The 15754-nt window shown below is 46.0% G+C and carries 17 protein-coding genes; 13 read left to right on the top strand and 4 right to left on the bottom strand.

The window, feature by feature from the left end; all coding sequences use genetic code 11:
* Positions 1 to 21 precede the first annotated feature (21 nt).
* The 6 genes from DK430_RS00085 to nagA all read left to right on the top strand — a co-directional run bounded on the left by DK430_RS00085 (position 22) and on the right by nagA (position 5601).
* Positions 22 to 723: an N-acetylmannosamine-6-phosphate 2-epimerase gene (locus DK430_RS00085; protein ID WP_109077084.1), complete on the top strand. Its 702-nt coding sequence runs from the start codon at positions 22 to 24 to the stop codon at positions 721 to 723.
* A 17-nt stretch (positions 724 to 740) separates the two neighbouring features.
* Positions 741 to 1625 carry an N-acetylmannosamine kinase gene (locus tag DK430_RS00080; protein WP_109077083.1) on the top strand — a complete coding sequence of 295 codons (885 nt, stop codon included), beginning with the start codon at positions 741 to 743 and terminating at the stop codon, positions 1623 to 1625.
* 9 nt (positions 1626 to 1634) lie between these two features.
* Positions 1635 to 2504 (top strand): MurR/RpiR family transcriptional regulator, encoded by an 870-nt coding sequence (locus DK430_RS00075; protein WP_109077082.1) that lies wholly within the window; start codon positions 1635 to 1637, stop codon positions 2502 to 2504.
* A 9-nt stretch (positions 2505 to 2513) separates the two neighbouring features.
* The gene (gene nanA / locus DK430_RS00070) at positions 2514 to 3392 is read left to right on the top strand and encodes an N-acetylneuraminate lyase (protein ID WP_109077081.1); all 879 of its coding nucleotides are present in this window, start codon (positions 2514 to 2516) and stop codon (positions 3390 to 3392) included.
* Positions 3393 to 3596: 204 nt separating this feature from the next.
* Positions 3597 to 4400: a glucosamine-6-phosphate deaminase gene (nagB, locus tag DK430_RS00065; RefSeq protein ID WP_109077080.1), complete on the top strand. Its 804-nt coding sequence runs from the start codon at positions 3597 to 3599 to the stop codon at positions 4398 to 4400.
* A gap of 55 nt (positions 4401 to 4455) precedes the next feature.
* Entirely contained in the window at positions 4456 to 5601 is a 1146-nt protein-coding gene (gene nagA, locus DK430_RS00060; protein ID WP_109077079.1) for an N-acetylglucosamine-6-phosphate deacetylase, read from the top strand.
* Positions 5602 to 5883: 282 nt separating this feature from the next.
* Here the strand turns inward: nagA and tpx are convergent, their stop codons facing one another.
* Genes tpx through ydiJ form a run of 4 tightly spaced genes read right to left on the bottom strand, consistent with a single transcriptional unit; the run spans position 5884 to position 11005 of the window.
* Complete coding sequence (gene tpx, locus DK430_RS00055) at positions 5884 to 6384, bottom strand: thiol peroxidase (RefSeq protein WP_109077078.1); 501 nt, start codon at positions 6382 to 6384, stop codon at positions 5884 to 5886.
* Between the two features lie 39 nt (positions 6385 to 6423).
* Positions 6424 to 7485 carry a ferrochelatase gene (gene hemH, locus DK430_RS00050; RefSeq protein WP_109077077.1) on the bottom strand — a complete coding sequence of 354 codons (1062 nt, stop codon included), beginning with the start codon at positions 7483 to 7485 and terminating at the stop codon, positions 6424 to 6426.
* A complete protein-coding gene (locus DK430_RS00045; protein WP_109077076.1) occupies positions 7478 to 7900 on the bottom strand; it encodes a hotdog fold thioesterase in 423 nt (140 codons plus the stop codon). The genes hemH and DK430_RS00045 overlap by 8 nt, the downstream gene beginning before the upstream one ends.
* 9 nt (positions 7901 to 7909) lie before the next feature.
* Entirely contained in the window at positions 7910 to 11005 is a 3096-nt protein-coding gene (gene ydiJ, locus DK430_RS00040; RefSeq protein WP_109077075.1) for a D-2-hydroxyglutarate dehydrogenase YdiJ, read from the bottom strand.
* 434 nt (positions 11006 to 11439) lie between these two features.
* Here ydiJ and ompA point away from each other — a divergent pair, with 434 nt between their 5' ends.
* The 7 genes from ompA to DK430_RS00005 form a co-directional block, all read left to right on the top strand.
* Complete coding sequence (gene ompA, locus DK430_RS00035; RefSeq protein WP_109077074.1) at positions 11440 to 12480, top strand: porin OmpA; 1041 nt, start codon at positions 11440 to 11442, stop codon at positions 12478 to 12480.
* A gap of 103 nt (positions 12481 to 12583) precedes the next feature.
* Complete coding sequence (locus DK430_RS00030) at positions 12584 to 13165, top strand: LemA family protein (protein WP_109077073.1); 582 nt, start codon at positions 12584 to 12586, stop codon at positions 13163 to 13165.
* Between the two features lie 21 nt (positions 13166 to 13186).
* Positions 13187 to 13636 (top strand): TPM domain-containing protein, encoded by a 450-nt coding sequence (locus DK430_RS00025; protein WP_109077072.1) that lies wholly within the window; start codon positions 13187 to 13189, stop codon positions 13634 to 13636.
* On the top strand, positions 13629 to 14432 hold the full coding sequence (locus DK430_RS00020) for a TPM domain-containing protein (RefSeq protein ID WP_109077071.1): 804 nt from the start codon (positions 13629 to 13631) through the stop codon (positions 14430 to 14432). The genes DK430_RS00025 and DK430_RS00020 overlap by 8 nt, the downstream gene beginning before the upstream one ends.
* 93 nt (positions 14433 to 14525) lie before the next feature.
* A complete protein-coding gene (gene grxD / locus DK430_RS00015) occupies positions 14526 to 14855 on the top strand; it encodes a Grx4 family monothiol glutaredoxin (RefSeq protein ID WP_109077070.1) in 330 nt (109 codons plus the stop codon).
* Positions 14856 to 14937: 82 nt separating this feature from the next.
* The gene (locus tag DK430_RS00010; RefSeq protein WP_109077069.1) at positions 14938 to 15258 is read left to right on the top strand and encodes a helix-turn-helix domain-containing protein; all 321 of its coding nucleotides are present in this window, start codon (positions 14938 to 14940) and stop codon (positions 15256 to 15258) included.
* A 59-nt stretch (positions 15259 to 15317) separates the two neighbouring features.
* Positions 15318 to 15754 (top strand): transposase family protein (locus DK430_RS00005; protein WP_508619258.1); only part of this gene is annotated, 437 nt, incomplete at its 3' end.

Below are 15754 nucleotides of genomic sequence, written 5' to 3'. Positions count from 1 at the left end.
CCGCAAAAAAGAGGAGTTTCTATGTCGCAGTTCTCTCAAAAATTATCTCATCAAGAGGTATTGGCAAAAATTCAAAATGGCTTAATTGCTTCCTGCCAACCGGTAGATGACGGTCCGATGGATAAGCCGGAAATTGTTGCCGCCATGGCGCAGGCCTCCGTTATCGGTGGGGCGGCGGGTTTACGCATTGAAGGTGTGGACAATTTAAAAGCGGTTCGCCCGACCGTGAACGTGCCGATCATCGGTATCGTCAAACGGGATCTTCCGGACAGCCCGGTGCGCATTACCGTATTCTTACAGGACATTGAAGACTTGGCATACGCCGGCGCGGATATTATCGCGGTGGACGGCACCAACCGCCCGCGTCCTGTTGATATTGAAAGTGCGGTCAAAAAAATTCATGAAATGGGCTGTCTTGCCATGGCGGATTGCTCCAATTTGGAAGAAGGGCTGTACTGTCAAAAACTCGGCTTTGACATCGTGGGCAGCACCATGTCGGGCTACACCGGCGGCACCGTGCCTGACGAGCCGGACTATCAGTTGGTTAAAGATTTGAAAGCGGCAGGCTGCAAAGTGATGGCGGAAGGACGCTATAACACACCCGAACTTGCCAAAACCGCCATTGAAATCGGTGCGGATTTCGTCACCGTCGGATCGGCATTGACCCGTTTGGAACACATCGTCAGCTGGTTCGCAAGTGCGGTCAAATCTGCGGACAAATAATAAGGAAGGAGAACATGATGCGTTGCTTAGCCTTAGATATCGGCGGAACCAAAATCGCCGCTGCCATTGTGTCAAATAGCCGGGTGACACAACGAAAACAAATTCATACGCCGCAGGAAAATGTGGTGGAAGCAATGCATCACACGCTCGCACAATTATTATCGGATTATGCGGGGCAATTTGATTATGTTGCTGTTGCCTCAACGGGCATCATCAATAAAGGAATATTGACCGCACTTAACCCGAAAAATTTAGGCGGTTTAGCCTACTTTCCATTAAAAGAAAGCCTTTCCAAGCATACGTCCAAGCCCGTGTATTTATTAAACGATGCGCAGGCGGCGACGTATGCGGAATATCAACTGCAAGATAAAAATAACCTTCAAAACTTTGCTTTTATTACCGTCTCCACCGGCGTGGGCGGCGGGTTAATTTTAAATCGCCAATTACTTACCGAGCCGAACGGTATTGCCGGTCATATCGGACATACCCTTGCGGATCCGAACGGACCTGTGTGCGGTTGCGGACGGGTGGGCTGTGTGGAAGCCATTGCGTCGGGACGCGCCATTGAGGCTGTGTCCAAACAATGGGACGATCCTTGCGATCCGAAAGAAGTCTTCGCCCGTTTTCGAAAAACGGACGAAAAAGCCACCGCACTTGTGTCACGTTCGGCAAAAGCCATCGCTAATTTGGTGGCGGATTTGGTGATCGGTATGGATGTTCAAAAAGTGGTTATCGGCGGCAGCGTAGGGCTGGCGGAAGGCTATTTGCCTTTGGTGCAAACCTATTTGCAGCAAATGCCGGAAGTGTATCGCGGTTCCGTCGAATCGGCTCAATTAGGGCAGGATGCGGGGCTTATCGGTGCGGCTTCCTGGGCATTGGCGCAGATTCAAGCTGCCGTATAGGGGGATTTTATGGCAACAAACGGAAACGTACTTAACACCATCAGCGCGTTGTATCAAAGTTTAACCAAAACGGAAAAGAAAATTGCCGACGTGATTTCACAATCGCCGGAAATGGTCATGCAATATTCCCTTTCCGAACTGGCATCAAATTTAAATGTGGGCGAAGCGACCTTTGTGCGTTTCTGCCGAACCTTGGGTTTTAAGGGGTTCAGCGATTTTAAACTGGAATTTTCCATTGAACTGGCAACGGCGCGGGAAAGCCGGGACGACACCGTGCTGGAAACGGAAATTACCGCTGATGACGATTCGTTAAAAATCGCCCACAAATTGCAGGTGGCGATTTCCAGAGTGATGGATGAAACCGTAAATTTGTTGGATTTTCAACAGCTGGAACAAGCGGTAAAAGCCATTCAAAAAGCCAAACGGGTGTTTTTATTTGGAGTGGGCTCTTCCGGTGTTACCGCAGAAGATGCGAAAAATAAATTTATGCGTATCGGTGTGCCGGTGGATGCCACAGGAAATAACCATTTTATGTATATGCAGGCGGCGTTGTTGAAACCGACGGATGTGGCGATTGGTATCAGTCATTCCGGTTATTCGCAGGAAACTGCCCACACGTTAAAAATCGCCAAACAAAACGGCGCAACCACGGTAGCGCTGACGCACAGCCTGCGCTCACCTATTACCGAACATGCGGATTTCGTGCTAGTCAACGGCAATAAACAGGGAAAACTCCAAGGAGATTCCATCGGCACGAAAATCGCACAATTATTTGTATTGGATTTGATCTACGCGTTATTGGTACAAGCCGAACAAGACGCGGCGACCAAAACCAAGCAAAAGACACTTAATGTTATTTTAGAACAACGTATTAAATAGGAGAAAACCATGCGGAACTTAAAAGGAATTTTCAGTGCATTATTAGTTTCATTCAACGAAGATGGTTCAGTGAATGAAAAAGGGTTGCGCGAAATTATTCGTTACAACATCGACAAGATGAAAGTGGACGGCTTGTATGTGGGCGGTTCCACCGGCGAAAACTTCATGCTTTCTACGGAAGAGAAAAAACAAATCTTCCGTATCGCAAAAGACGAAGCCAAAGATCAAGTGGCGTTAATCGCGCAAGTGGGTAGCGTGAATTTACACGAAGCGGTGGAATTGGGTAAATACGCCACAGAATTAGGCTATGACAGTTTGTCTGCGGTAACCCCGTTCTACTACAAATTCAGCTTCCCTGAAATCAAACATTATTACGACACCATCATCGCTGAAACCGGCAACAACATGATTGTGTACTCCATTCCGTTCCTCACCGGCGTGAATATGGGCATCGAACAATTCGGCGAACTTTACAAAAATCCGAAAGTGCTCGGCGTGAAATTCACCGCTGGCGATTTCTATTTGTTGGAACGCTTGAAAAAAGCCTACCCGAACCACTTAATCTGGGCGGGTTTCGATGAAATGATGTTACCGGCAGCCGCGTTAGGCGTAGATGGTGCCATCGGTTCAACCTTTAACGTCAATGGCGTTCGCGCGCGTCAAATCTTTGAATTAACCAAAGCCGGCAAACTTAAAGAAGCCTTGGAAATTCAACATGTGACCAACGATTTAATCGAAGGCATTTTGGCGAACGGTTTGTATTTAACCATCAAAGAGTTGTTGAAACTGGAAGGCGTACATGCGGGTTATTGTCGCGAACCGATGACCGCCAAAGCCACACCGGAACAACTTGCCAAAGCAAAAGAATTAAAAGCGAAGTATTTATAATTTAATCGAAAAAATGACCGCACTTGTAGGGTGGGTATGCTTACCCACCATGAAATAAATTGGTGGGCAGGCATGCCCACCCTACAACGAGGTTACGCATAATTCAGCCCCTTTTGGGCTGGCGCTTAAGTTCCCCAAAGGGGAACACTTATGCCTAACCGTGGGTATGACTACCCACGGTAATGAAATAAAAGGAAATTTACTATGCGTCTTATCCCTCTAACCACAGAGCAACAAGTCAGCCGCTGGGCGGCTCGTCATATTGTGGATCGCATCAATCATTTCAAACCCACCGAAGATCGTCCTTTTGTGTTGGGCTTGCCGACCGGCAGCACACCGTTAAAAACCTATCAGGAATTGATTAAACTTTACCAAGCGGGCGAAGTGAGTTTTAAACACGTGGTGACATTTAACATGGACGAATACGTCGGTTTGCCGAAAGAACATCCTGAAAGTTATCATAGCTTTATGTACAACAATTTCTTCAATCATGTGGATATTCAGCCGCAAAATATCCATATCTTAAACGGCAACACGGAAGATCATGATGAAGAATGCCGTCAGTACGAAGAAAAAATCAGATCTTACGGCAAAATCAATTTATTCATGGGCGGCGTGGGTGTTGACGGGCATATCGCTTTCAACGAACCGGCATCTTCTCTAAGTTCCCGCACCCGCATTAAGACTTTGACGAAAGACACGTTAATCGCCAATTCCCGCTTCTTTGATAACGATGTCAACAAAGTGCCGAAATATGCGTTAACCATCGGCGTGGCGACTTTGTTGGATGCGGAAGAAGTGATGATTTTAGCCACCGGACACCAAAAAGCCCTTGCGGTGCAAGCTGCCGTGGAAGGCTCGGTGAATCATCTTTGGACGGTCAGCGCGTTGCAATTACATCGCCACTTTATTTTGGTGAGCGACGAAGCCGCGCTACAAGAATTGAAAGTGAAAACCGTGAAATATTTCACCGAATTGGAAGAAAGAGCCATTCACAGCGTGTTATAGTTAAACACCGCACGAAAGTGCGGTTGTTTTTTTCGATAAATTTGGGAAGGTAAGAATGAAATATGCATTAACAAACTGTGTGATTTACACAAAATATGAAGTGCTACGCGATTACGCTGTGGTCATTGAAGGCGAACATATTCAAGCCGTCATTCCACAAAATGAATTGGAAAGCGGCATTAAAACCATTGATTTACAAGGGTATAATCTGACGGCTGGGTTCATTGATTTGCAACTGAACGGCTGCGGCGGGGTGATGTTTAACGATCAAACCAGTGTGGAAACCTTGGAAATTATGCAAGCCACCAATTTGAAGTCAGGCTGCACCAGCTTCTTACCGACCTTTATCACCGCGCCCGATGAAGGCATTAAAAGTGCGGTCAAAATTATGCGCGAATATTTAACCAAGCATAAAAACCAAGCGCTGGGTTTGCATATTGAAGGACCGTATTTAAGCGTAGAGAAAAAAGGCGTGCACCGTCCGGAATATATCCGCGAAATTACGCCGGAAATGAAAGACTTCCTCTGCGAAAACGCCGATGTGATCACCAAACTGACTATTGCCGCTGAAAACCCGACGATCAATTACACCCCTGATTTCGTGAAAAGCGGCATTGTGGTGTCTGTGGGGCATTCTAACGCTACCTATGAGGTAGCAAAAGCCGCCTTCCATAAAGGCGCAAGTTTTGCCACTCACTTGCATAACGCCATGTCGCCAATCAGCTCAGGTCGTGCCATGGGTGTCGTCGGTGCGGTGTTGGATTCCGACGTTTACACCGGCATTATCGTGGACGGCGTGCATGTGAATTTCGGCAATGTACGCATTGATAAAAAAGTGAAAGGCGACAAACTTTGTATCGTCACCGACTCCCTCGCCGCCGCAGGCGCTGGCCCGGAATTGGAAAGTTTCACCTTCGTGGGGAAAACCATTTATGTGAAAGACGGTCGCTGCTACGACGGCAACGGAACTATCGCCGGTGCGTCCATCACCATGATGGAATCCATTAAAAACGCCGTAGAATATGTGGAAATCCCCCTCGCCGAAGCCATTCGCATGAGTAATCTCTATCCTGCCCGCGCCATCGGCGTGGACGATCGTTTAGGTTCCGTGGAAGCCGGCAAAGTCGCCAACCTTGCGGTATTCACGAATGATTACAAAGTGATTGGAACGGTGGTAAATGGGGAGTGGAAGGCAAATTAATCGGGTAGGGTGCGTGTAAACGCACCTTTCAGACGAATATGAGCTTGTTGTCTAATTGGTAGGACGGCGTTTAATAAAACGCTCTGTGCGAATTCGGTACTCGCCAAGCTCACCATTTTCATCTAAGATGGCGCGCGTTTCCTAACGCGTGCCTTTTGTATCAACAGGTTATCGGCACAGGCTGTGAAGCGTGCGCCATCAAAGCACCCGACAAAAAAGTGCGGTGGATTTTCCAAGTGTTTTTAAAACGCCGAAAAAACCCACCGCACTTTTCTTTATTAATTATGCTAACACCGCAAGCGCCGCGTCGTAGTTCGGTTCATTTTTAATTTCGGAAACCAATTCGCTGTGTAAAACCTTGTTGTTTTCGTCTAACACGATGACCGCGCGGGCGGTTAATCCGGCAAGCGGACCGGAGGTGATATTAACGCCGAGTGTGTTGTGCAAGTCGTGATTGCGGAAAGTGGAAAGGGTTTTGGCGTTTTCAATGCCTTCTGCACCGCAGAAACGGGCTTGAGCAAACGGTAAATCGGCGGAGATGCAAAGCACCACGGTGTTTGCCAAATTCGCCGCTTTTTCGTTAAATTTACGAACGGAGGTCGCGCAAACGCCGGTGTCGATGCTAGGGAAAATGTTTAACACTTTGCGTCTGCCCGCAAAACTTTCCAACGTGACATCCGCCAACTCATTGTTTACTAAACTAAAATCTGCAACTTGCGCGCCGACTACCGGGAAGTTGCCGGCAACATCAATGGGATTGCCTGCTAACGTGACTTTGCTCATAACGTTCTCCTAAATTTTACTGAAAAATATGCCGTGCCGTTAATGACAGCGGCTACTTAACTGGCCTGAAGTTTGCACTTCAATGGTCGGAATTTCGCTGATGTTCGGTGTGTTGCAGTTATTGCATTTCATTTTGGTGATCATGTTCATCACCAGCTTGCCGAGCATTTCGATATGTGCCGGTTCGGCGTTGAGCGCGGGGATGTAGTGATAGCGTTGCCCGCCGTTGGTTAAAAAGACTTCTCGGTTTTCTTCGGCGATTTCTTCTAGAGTTTCCAAACAATCGGCAGCAAAGCCCGGGCAGATGACGGCGATATTTTCAATGCCTTGTTTTGCTGCGCCGCTGAGAAAGTCGTCGGTGTACGGTTGCAGCCATTCTTCTTTGCCGAAACGGGATTGGAAAGTGACGCCCCATTGTTTTTCGTTTAAACCTAAACCTTGTGCTACGGCAGCGGCAGTTTGTTGGCAGTGGGTGCGGTAATAATCGCCGGTATTTTCATAACGCAACGGGATGCCGTGGAAAGAGAACAGCAAAAACTCATCGGATTTTAACCGCACTTTACAGGACTCGATTAGGGCGGCGATATAATCTCGGTTTAATTGATAAGAATGAATGAAATCGAAAGGCACAATACCGCGATGCGGTTTTAACGCTGCGGCAAAGGCGTCAAACACCGCACCGGTGGTCGTGCTGCTGTATTGCGGATAAAGCGGCAATAACACAATGCGTTCCACTTGTTTCGCCAATAATTTTTCTACTGCACTTGCCATGGACGGGTTGCCATAAGTCATGCCGATTTCAATTTCCACATTAAGATCTTGTTGTTGCAGAAAAGTCGCCAAGGCATCTTTTTGTTGTCGCGTGATAGCAAGAAGCGGCGAGCCTTGTTCCGTCCAAATGGCGCGGTAATTTTTCGCAATGCGTTTGGAGCGCAATGGCAGGATAATGGCTTTGAGCAAGGGATACCATTTATAGCGGGGTAAATCCACTACGCGCGGATCCGTTAAAAATTGCCACAGATAGCGGGAAATGTCCTTAGGATTAGGCGAATCCGGTGTGCCTAAATTGGCAAGGATAACGCCGATTTTTGCTTTATTCATGGGTCATTACAGAAAGAGTTAAACGTGAAACGCAGCATAGTTTATCTTGCTCGTCCCGAATGTCAATTTGCCAAACTTGCACGTTTTTGCCTAAACGAATTGGGGTTGTTTTGGCATACACATCGCCTTGACGCACGGCTCGCAAGTGATTGGCGTTAATTTCCAATCCGACCACCGCCTGATTTTCCGCGACGCAACAAAAACCGGCTGTTGAAGCGATAGTTTCTGCCAATGCCGCAGAAATACCGCCGTGCAACAATCCCATCGGCTGTGTAGTGCGGTGATCCACCGGCATACGGGCTTCCAACCAATCGTCGCCTTGTGCGATAAATTCAATGCCCAAATGTTCCACCGCGCAGTTTTTGCAAAAGTCGTTCAGTTGCTGTAGGGTTAAGTGTTTTTTCCAAATCCTCATGGCGCCTCGTTATTTAAATAAGGTGAGTAAAGCCTGTACGGGGTGTTTCGGCTGATAGCGGGCGAAGCGTTTAACCTGACTGCGGCAGGAATAGCCTGTGACCAGGCAATAGTCGGGATCTCTATTTTGCAGTTTTTGCTCCCAGGAAGATTCATAAATGGCTTTCGACATTTCAATGTGCTGGGTTTCGTGTCCGAACGTGCCCGCCATACCGCAACAACCGACGCTTTCGATGTATAACTGTTGTGTGAAGGCGGAAAAAATTTGTTGCCATTCTTTGGCGCTGTTCGGCATCGCCGTGATTTCCGTGCAGTGCGGGAACAGATACCATTCATGCGGCTCAAAAGTGCGGTCATTTTTTTCGGCGTTTTTCGTTTGCAATAAAGTGCCGTTATCCAACTGTTGTTTTAACCATTCGTGTGCGGTCAATACATGGAAATCGCCCCGTTCCGCACCGAGAATATCTTTATATTCATCACGATAAGACAACACGATCGCCGGATCTACGCCCACCAACGGCAAGCCCAGTTTCGCCATGCGATTGAGAAAATCCGCCTGATTTTTAGCGGTTTTCGCAAAACGGGTCAAAAAGCCTTTGATGTGCTGTGCCTTGCCGTTCGGTTTAAATGGCAATAACACCGCTTTAAAGCCTAACTTTTGGGTTAACGCCACGAAGTCGGCAACCACTTTGGCATCATAATAAGAGGTGAAGGGATCCTGCACGATGAGTAAAACACGTTGTTTTTCTGCCGCACTTAGGCTTTCTAGTGTTTCCAATGACGCGTTTTTATGACCGATTTGAATAAGTTGTTGTTGCAAATTCGGCGCGGATAACAGCGGTAAATCCGTCATGCCCAAGAATTTTTTCGCCGCGTTTTGGCTGAATTTTGCCGCCGTGAAATAATTGAAAAATTTTGCCTGTTTTGCCATCAACGGCGCAATAAATTCCACGTTGGACACCACGTAATCTTTGATTGGGCGCAGATAACGTTGGTGATAAAAATGGAAGAATTTGGAACGGAAACTTGGCACGTCGATTTTAATCGGGCATTGGCTGGCACAGGCTTTGCAGGCAAGGCAAGTGTCCATGGCGGCTTTCACTTCGTGGGAAAAATCATATTCGCCACGGCGTTTTTGGCGGCTGTTTTGGATTTTTTTCACAAAGTCCGTGAGTTTTACCGTGGATTTTTTGAAATCCAGCTGTTCCGGTGAAATTTGCTCGTTCGCCAGCAAGCGCAACCATTCGCGAATCATGGCAGCACGTCCTTTTGGCGAAAAGACGCGGTTTTTACTCACTTTCATGGATGGACACATGGCGCTGTGCACATCAAAGTTAAAACATAATCCGTTACCGTTACAATTCATCGCGCCGATAAATTCCTCTTTCATTTGAATGGGAATTTGGCGATCCAGATCGGCACGCATCGGCGATAAAATCGAGTAGAGTTCCTGTTCGCTATTCAACGGAGTGCAAATTTTTCCGGGGTTTAGGCGGTTTTGCGGATCGAACAGGAATTTGATGTAACGTAACTCGCGCCATAATTCGGGCGTAAAGAATTTTTCGCCGTATTGTGAACGCATACCTTTGCCGTGCTCACCCCAAATCAAACCGCCGTATTGACGGGTTAACTCCGCCACTTGGTCGGAAATCCGTTTGAATAATTTCACTTGTTCCGGATCGCATAAATCCAACGCAGGACGAACATGCAATACGCCTGCGTCCACATGTCCGAACATGCCGTATTGCAGGTTATGGCTGTCTAACAGTGCGCGGAATTCGCCGATATAATCCGCCAGATTTTCCGGTGGCACGCAGGTGTCTTCCACAAACGGAATTGGTTTTGCCGCGCCCTTGGCATTGCCCAGCAAGCCCACCGCTTTTTTACGCATGGCGTAAATCCGTTCGATGGAAGGTAAATCGGAACAGACCTGATAGCCGATAATATGATCCTCTCCGTCGGCAATTTTTTGATCCAAGGCGCCACATAACTGTGCCACCTGATTTTCGATGAGCGCCTGATTATTGCCGGCATATTCCACGATATTCAAACCCAGAATCGGATTTTGTTCTTCTTCTATTAATAACGCTTTCACCGAATGCCAAATAATATCTTGCTTCGCCAGATTCAATACTTTGGAATCTACGGTTTCCACAGAAAGCGCATTGGCTTTTACCATAAAGGGCGCGTTGCGCAACGCTGCATCGAAGGAGCTATATTTGATGTTAATTAAGGTGCGATGTTGCGGAATCGGCGTTAAATCTAAAACCGCTTCGCAAATAAAGGCGAGAGAGCCTTCGGAGCCGGTGAGAATGCGGGTTAAGTTAAATTCGCTTAAATCGTCGTTAAAGACATTTTTTAAATCATAACCGGTGAGAAAACGGTTAAGTTGAGGCAAATCATTCACGATTTGTTCTCGATTGTCTTTGCAACGTCGGAAGATTTCCTGATGGATTTTTTTCCCGGAGGGGGACAGATTGCTTTCTTCTATAGTATGAAAAACGTCGTCAGATTTGACCGCACTTGTATCCAGAATTTCACCGTTCATGAGCACGGCACGCAAGCCGAGCACATGGTCGGAAGTTTTGCCGTATTGCAACGAACCTTGCCCCGAGGCATCCGTATTGATCATGCCGCCTAAAGTGGCTCGGTTACTGGTGGAAAGCTCCGGCGAAAAAAATAAACCGTGCGGTTTAAGGAATTGGTTGAGCTGATCTTTCACGACACCCGCCTGCACGCGCACCCAACGTTCTTTCACATTTAATTCGAGGATTTTCGTCATGTAGCGGGAAACATCCACAATAATGTTGTTATTGATGGATTGCCCGTTGGTTCCCGTGCCACCGCCGCGTGGCGTGAAGGTAAGTTGAAGGTATTTTTCCTGTTGCGCCAACTTGGTAATGCGCACCACATCCGCCACAGTTTTAGGAAATAAAATGGCTTGCGGCAATTGCTGATAAACGCTGTTATCCGTCGCCAGGCTTAAACGATCGGCGTAATCGGCGGTAATATCGCCTTCAAAATGTTGCCGGCGTAGGGCATCCAAATAATCATTAACTAAAGAAGAGGATTGGGGAACATTTTTTAAACGAGGTAGCATTTGCATGACTCTTTATTGGTTAGAATAGTAGAAAGTAGCCGAATCTTAACATATAAATGCAGCATATTGTCAGCGAAAGAGGGCGAATAAATATTAAATTTGCTGAATAAATTCTTAAGATTGGTTAAAAAACACACTAAAAGAGTGTTTGCTTAAAAAATAAGCAAAAGAACCTTGAATTGTTTGATTTTCGATTTTTTAGTAGGATAATACCCGAACTTTTGAACAGTCCTTTAAGAAAGGATATGTATTTGTTAAAAGTATATGGAGTGAATTGAACTCTATATTAAACAATATCTTATCTCGTTAATTGTAAAGAATTTCACTTTTTTACTTAAACGGTTTAAGATGGCAGGTAACACAAATCCTTGTGTTGGTTCAGCTATATCAGCTGATACTGTTTTAAATTAAAGATGACTAATTAATAGAGGATCATCAAAATGAAAAAAACTGCAATCGCATTAGCTATCGCTGGTTTAGCAGCAGCAACAGTAGCACAAGCAGCACCACAAGCAAACACTTTCTATGCTGGTGCAAAAGCTGGTTGGGCTTCAGTACATCACGGTTTAGGTCAATTCACTGACGGTAACGACGGTAAAATTAGACGTAACTCTGAAGCTTACGGCGTATTCGGTGGTTATCAAATCACTGATAACCTTGCTGTTGAAGCAGGTTACGAATATTTCGGTCGTGCTAAAGTTAAATATAGTGATGGTGAACAATTCAGACACACAGCTCACGGCACAACTTTAGCTCTTAAAGGTAGCTACCCTGTATTAGATAACTTAGATGTTTATGGTCGTGTTGGCGCTGCTTTAATCCGTAGTGATTATAAAGATAAATTAGCTACAGGTACTGACAAATACCACAACTTAAAAGTATCTCCGGTATTTGCTGCTGGTGTTGAATATGCAATTCTTCCTGAATTGGCATTACGCGCAGAATACCAATGGGTTAGCCGTGTAGGTAACTTAGGTAAAGCTGAAAGAAAAGCTGGTGAAGATACAGCAGTTCGTTATTCTCCAGACATTGGTTCTGTAGCAGTTGGCTTATCTTACCGTTTCGGTCAAGGTGCAGCACCTGCTCCGGCTCCTGAAGTTGTAAGCAAAACTTTCAACTTGAACTCTGATGTAACTTTCGCATTCGGTAAAGCTAACTTAAAACCACAAGCACAAAATACATTAGACGGTATCTACGGCGAAATCGCTCAAGTGAACAATGCTAATGTTCAAGTTGCAGGTTACACAGACCGTATCGGTTCTGACGCTTACAACCAAAAATTATCTCAAAGACGTGCTGAAACTGTAGCAAACTACCTTGTATCTAAAGGTGTTTCTCAACAAGCAATCTCTGCTACAGGTTACGGTAAAGCAAATCCGGTTACCGGCAACAAATGTGACGCAGTTAAAGGCCGTAAAGCGCTTATCGCTTGTTTGGCTGACGACCGTCGCGTAGAAATCGCTGTTAACGGTACTAAATAATTAATTTGTTAATTATTAGCAAATAGAGATAATAAAGACCTAAACGTTTGTTTAGGTCTTTTGTTTTATGGATTCAGGCGAATTAAGATTATAAGGAATGAAAATGAAAAAATGGCTTATTTTAATTGCGGTTGTCGTGATTGCAGCGGTAACGTTAATCCCAAGTTATAACGGTTTGGTGAAAGCGGAAGAAGAGATTAATTCCGTGTGGGCGAATGTGGAATCTACCTACCAACGTCGCAGTGACTTAATCCCGAATTTAGTGAATACGGTAAAAGGTCAGGCGAATTTTGAGAAAGAAACTTTGACCGGAGTGGTTGAAGCCCGCGCAAAAGCGACACAAACCAAAATCGATCCGTCCAATTTAACGGAAGAACAATTAACCCAATTCCAACAAAATCAAAATGCGGTAGGTTCTGCCTTGTCTCGTCTCTTGGTGAGCGTGGAGAATTATCCTGAATTACGTGCCAATGAAGGTTTTATGAATTTACAGGCGCAATTGGAGGGAACGGAAAACCGCATTAATGTGGCGCGTAATAAATTTAATGAAGCGGCACGTACTTATAACCAAAAAATTCGTACTTTCCCAACTAAAGTGGTGGCGGTGATTTTCGGCTTCAAAGAAAAACCTTATTTCAAATCTGTTGCCGGTGCGGAAAATGCGCCAACGGTGAATTTTAACTAAACGGAAAACAAGGTGGCGACAATGCCATTATTTGCAAAACTCCCGATAGACAAAAAACAACTCGAGGCGGAAGTTCTTCGCCTCGAGCAACAAACCTCCGCCGAATTTCGGATTTTTATCGAGCGAAAAATACCGCAAAAAACGACCGCACTTTCCGCGTATGAACGCGCGTTGCAGGTGTTTGCTGAATTAGAAATGCAGCATACGGCGGCGCATAACGGCGTGCTTATTTATATTGCCTTTCAAGATCGGCAATGTGCGATTGTCGGCGACATCGGCATTCATCAATATGTGGGCGATGATTTCTGGCAAACCCAGTGCGATTTGATGATAACCCGCTTCAAGCAAAAGCAATATACCCAAGGCATTCTTACCGCTATGCAAAACATCGGTGCGAAGTTGGCTCAGCATTTCCCGATTCAACCAGACGATCGGGATGAACTGGATAACGAGGTGATCATTCATGATTAAACGCGTATTCAGCTTATTTAGCTTAAAAAGTGCGGTCATTTTTTTCTGCGTTTTTATGGCGGCAACGGTTTCGGCGGTGACCTTTCCCGATTCGCCGACACCTTTTCGTTACGTGAACGACTACACAAAAACCCTCTCGGAAAAACAACGTGATGCCCTAGAGGCCAAATTGGTCGCTTATGGCAAAGAAACCAGTTCGCAAATTGCCGTGGTGATTGTGCCGACTACCGGCGAATATGATGTCTCCCAATATGCCTTTGAACTCGGCGACAAATGGGGCATTGGGCGGAAAAATTTAAATAACGGCGTATTGCTATTAATTGCCAAAGACGATCGCAAACTTTTCATTGCCGTGGGTCAGGGCTTGCAAGGCGTATTAACCGATGCCCTTGCGTCGCAAATTATCCGCAACCAAATACGCCCTTATTTCCGTAACGAGCAATATGCGAAAGGCATTGATAACGGCTTGGATTATATTATTGCCGCCACAAAGGGCGAATATAACGCGCAGGTAGAGGAAGAAGACGATTTCGGCGATTACATTCCATTTATCATGCTCGCCTTGTTTATTCTGGTTGTTGTCATCGGTGAAATCAGCTGGCGCCGACCTTACGTCAGTCCGAGTAAAAACCATGTGCTAAATGAAGTGTTACGCCAAACCCTGTCTTCCCGCCGTAATGGTCGAGGCGGTGGAGGCGGATTTGGTGGTTTCGGCGGAGGTGGCTTCGGTGGCGGCTCCGGCGGTGGTTTCGGAGGCGGCGGATTTGACGGCGGCGGTGCGGGCGGTAGTTGGTAAATATCACAGTAAAACGCTCGACTTTTATTGGTGGCAACTTTTGTTTGTGATACAATGCGCGCGTTTTTCCCTTCAATGAACACAAGGAACATTATGGAAACTTTAGATAAAATCAAAAAACAAATCAGCGAAAACCCAATTCTGATTTACATGAAAGGTTCACCGAAATTCCCGTCTTGCGGTTTCTCTGCCCGCGCGGTAGAGGCGTTAATCCACTGCGGCGTGCCGTTCGGTTATGTAGATATTTTGCAACACCCTGATATTCGAGCCGAATTACCGGCTTACGCCAATTGGCCGACTTTCCCGCAACTATGGGTGGAAGGCGAGTTAATCGGCGGTTGCGACATCGTATTGGAAATGTACCAACAAGGCGAACTTAAAACGCTATTGCAAGAAGTCGCCGCAAGACATCCGCAAGCGTAAAAACATTTCCAAAAATAACCGCACTTTGATCTGCACCCCAAAAGTTGGACACCCAAACCAACTCATTAAGGTGCAGATTTTTATGGGCAAACATTATTCACTAGAATTTAAATATCACATCATTAAACTGATTTTAGAATCACATTGGGGCATTCGTGAGGTCTCCCAACGATTTCACATCGCCTCCCATTCTTCCGTCGTTGTTTGGTTGCAACGCTTTGAAAAATACGGTATCAATGGGCTTTCCCGTCAATATCATCAACCGAGAAAAACGAAAATGGCAAAAGCCAAGAAAACGCCATCCTGCGATAATCCTCAGGATATCAAAGCATTATTAAAAGAATTTGAGTATTTAAGAGCGGAGAATGCCATCCTAAAAAAGTTCAAGGAGCTGGACGAGTAAAAAGCCCGACAGAAAAAAGGGACATCGTCAACGCATTAAAAGAATGGTATAACCCGCGTTTGTTATTGAAGATTATCGGACTGGCACGTTCAACGTTCTATTATGCGCCGAAGGTAAAAGACCATCAGGCTATTCGACCACGTATCCTCGCCCTTTATCAGGCGAATCAGGGGGGGGACCGCATGATTCGGCTCAAGTTACAGCGGGAAGGGATTTTCCTCATCGGCAAAACCGTATTAGCGCATATGCGGGCATTGGGGATTCGTTCTTGCGTGAAAGTCAAACGGCGCAAAAAGACCGGTAAAACGAGTCATGTGGCACCGAATTTACTGCAACGCAATTTTAGCGCTTTGAGATTGAAGGAGAAGTGGGTGACCGATGTGACCGAATTTCGGGTAGGTACGGAGAAACTGTATCTCTCGCCGATGATGGACTTAGCCAATCAGGAGATTATTGCCTTTGGAACACACAGACGGCCGACTTTCGGTTTGGTGTC

This window comes from Aggregatibacter kilianii, assembly GCF_003129965.1.
In the GTDB taxonomy this organism is placed as follows: Bacteria; Pseudomonadota; Gammaproteobacteria; order Enterobacterales; family Pasteurellaceae; genus Aggregatibacter; species Aggregatibacter kilianii_A.
Note: the sequence above shows the minus strand (reverse complement) of the source record. Positions and strands in the feature narration are given on the sequence as shown.

Coding starts and splice junctions, on each gene's coding strand:
- DK430_RS00085 (WP_109077084.1), top strand. CDS start 22: ATGTCGCAGTTCTCTCAAAAATTATCTCATCAAGAGGTATTGGCAAAA.
- DK430_RS00080 (WP_109077083.1), top strand. CDS start 741: ATGCGTTGCTTAGCCTTAGATATCGGCGGAACCAAAATCGCCGCTGCC.
- DK430_RS00075 (WP_109077082.1), top strand. CDS start 1,635: ATGGCAACAAACGGAAACGTACTTAACACCATCAGCGCGTTGTATCAA.
- nanA (WP_109077081.1), top strand. CDS start 2,514: ATGCGGAACTTAAAAGGAATTTTCAGTGCATTATTAGTTTCATTCAAC.
- nagB (WP_109077080.1), top strand. CDS start 3,597: ATGCGTCTTATCCCTCTAACCACAGAGCAACAAGTCAGCCGCTGGGCG.
- nagA (WP_109077079.1), top strand. CDS start 4,456: ATGAAATATGCATTAACAAACTGTGTGATTTACACAAAATATGAAGTG.
- tpx (WP_109077078.1), bottom strand. CDS start 6,384: ATGAGCAAAGTCACGTTAGCAGGCAATCCCATTGATGTTGCCGGCAAC.
- hemH (WP_109077077.1), bottom strand. CDS start 7,485: ATGAATAAAGCAAAAATCGGCGTTATCCTTGCCAATTTAGGCACACCG.
- DK430_RS00045 (WP_109077076.1), bottom strand. CDS start 7,900: ATGAGGATTTGGAAAAAACACTTAACCCTACAGCAACTGAACGACTTT.
- ydiJ (WP_109077075.1), bottom strand. CDS start 11,005: ATGCAAATGCTACCTCGTTTAAAAAATGTTCCCCAATCCTCTTCTTTA.
- ompA (WP_109077074.1), top strand. CDS start 11,440: ATGAAAAAAACTGCAATCGCATTAGCTATCGCTGGTTTAGCAGCAGCA.
- DK430_RS00030 (WP_109077073.1), top strand. CDS start 12,584: ATGAAAAAATGGCTTATTTTAATTGCGGTTGTCGTGATTGCAGCGGTA.
- DK430_RS00025 (WP_109077072.1), top strand. CDS start 13,187: ATGCCATTATTTGCAAAACTCCCGATAGACAAAAAACAACTCGAGGCG.
- DK430_RS00020 (WP_109077071.1), top strand. CDS start 13,629: ATGATTAAACGCGTATTCAGCTTATTTAGCTTAAAAAGTGCGGTCATT.
- grxD (WP_109077070.1), top strand. CDS start 14,526: ATGGAAACTTTAGATAAAATCAAAAAACAAATCAGCGAAAACCCAATT.
- DK430_RS00010 (WP_109077069.1), top strand. CDS start 14,938: ATGGGCAAACATTATTCACTAGAATTTAAATATCACATCATTAAACTG.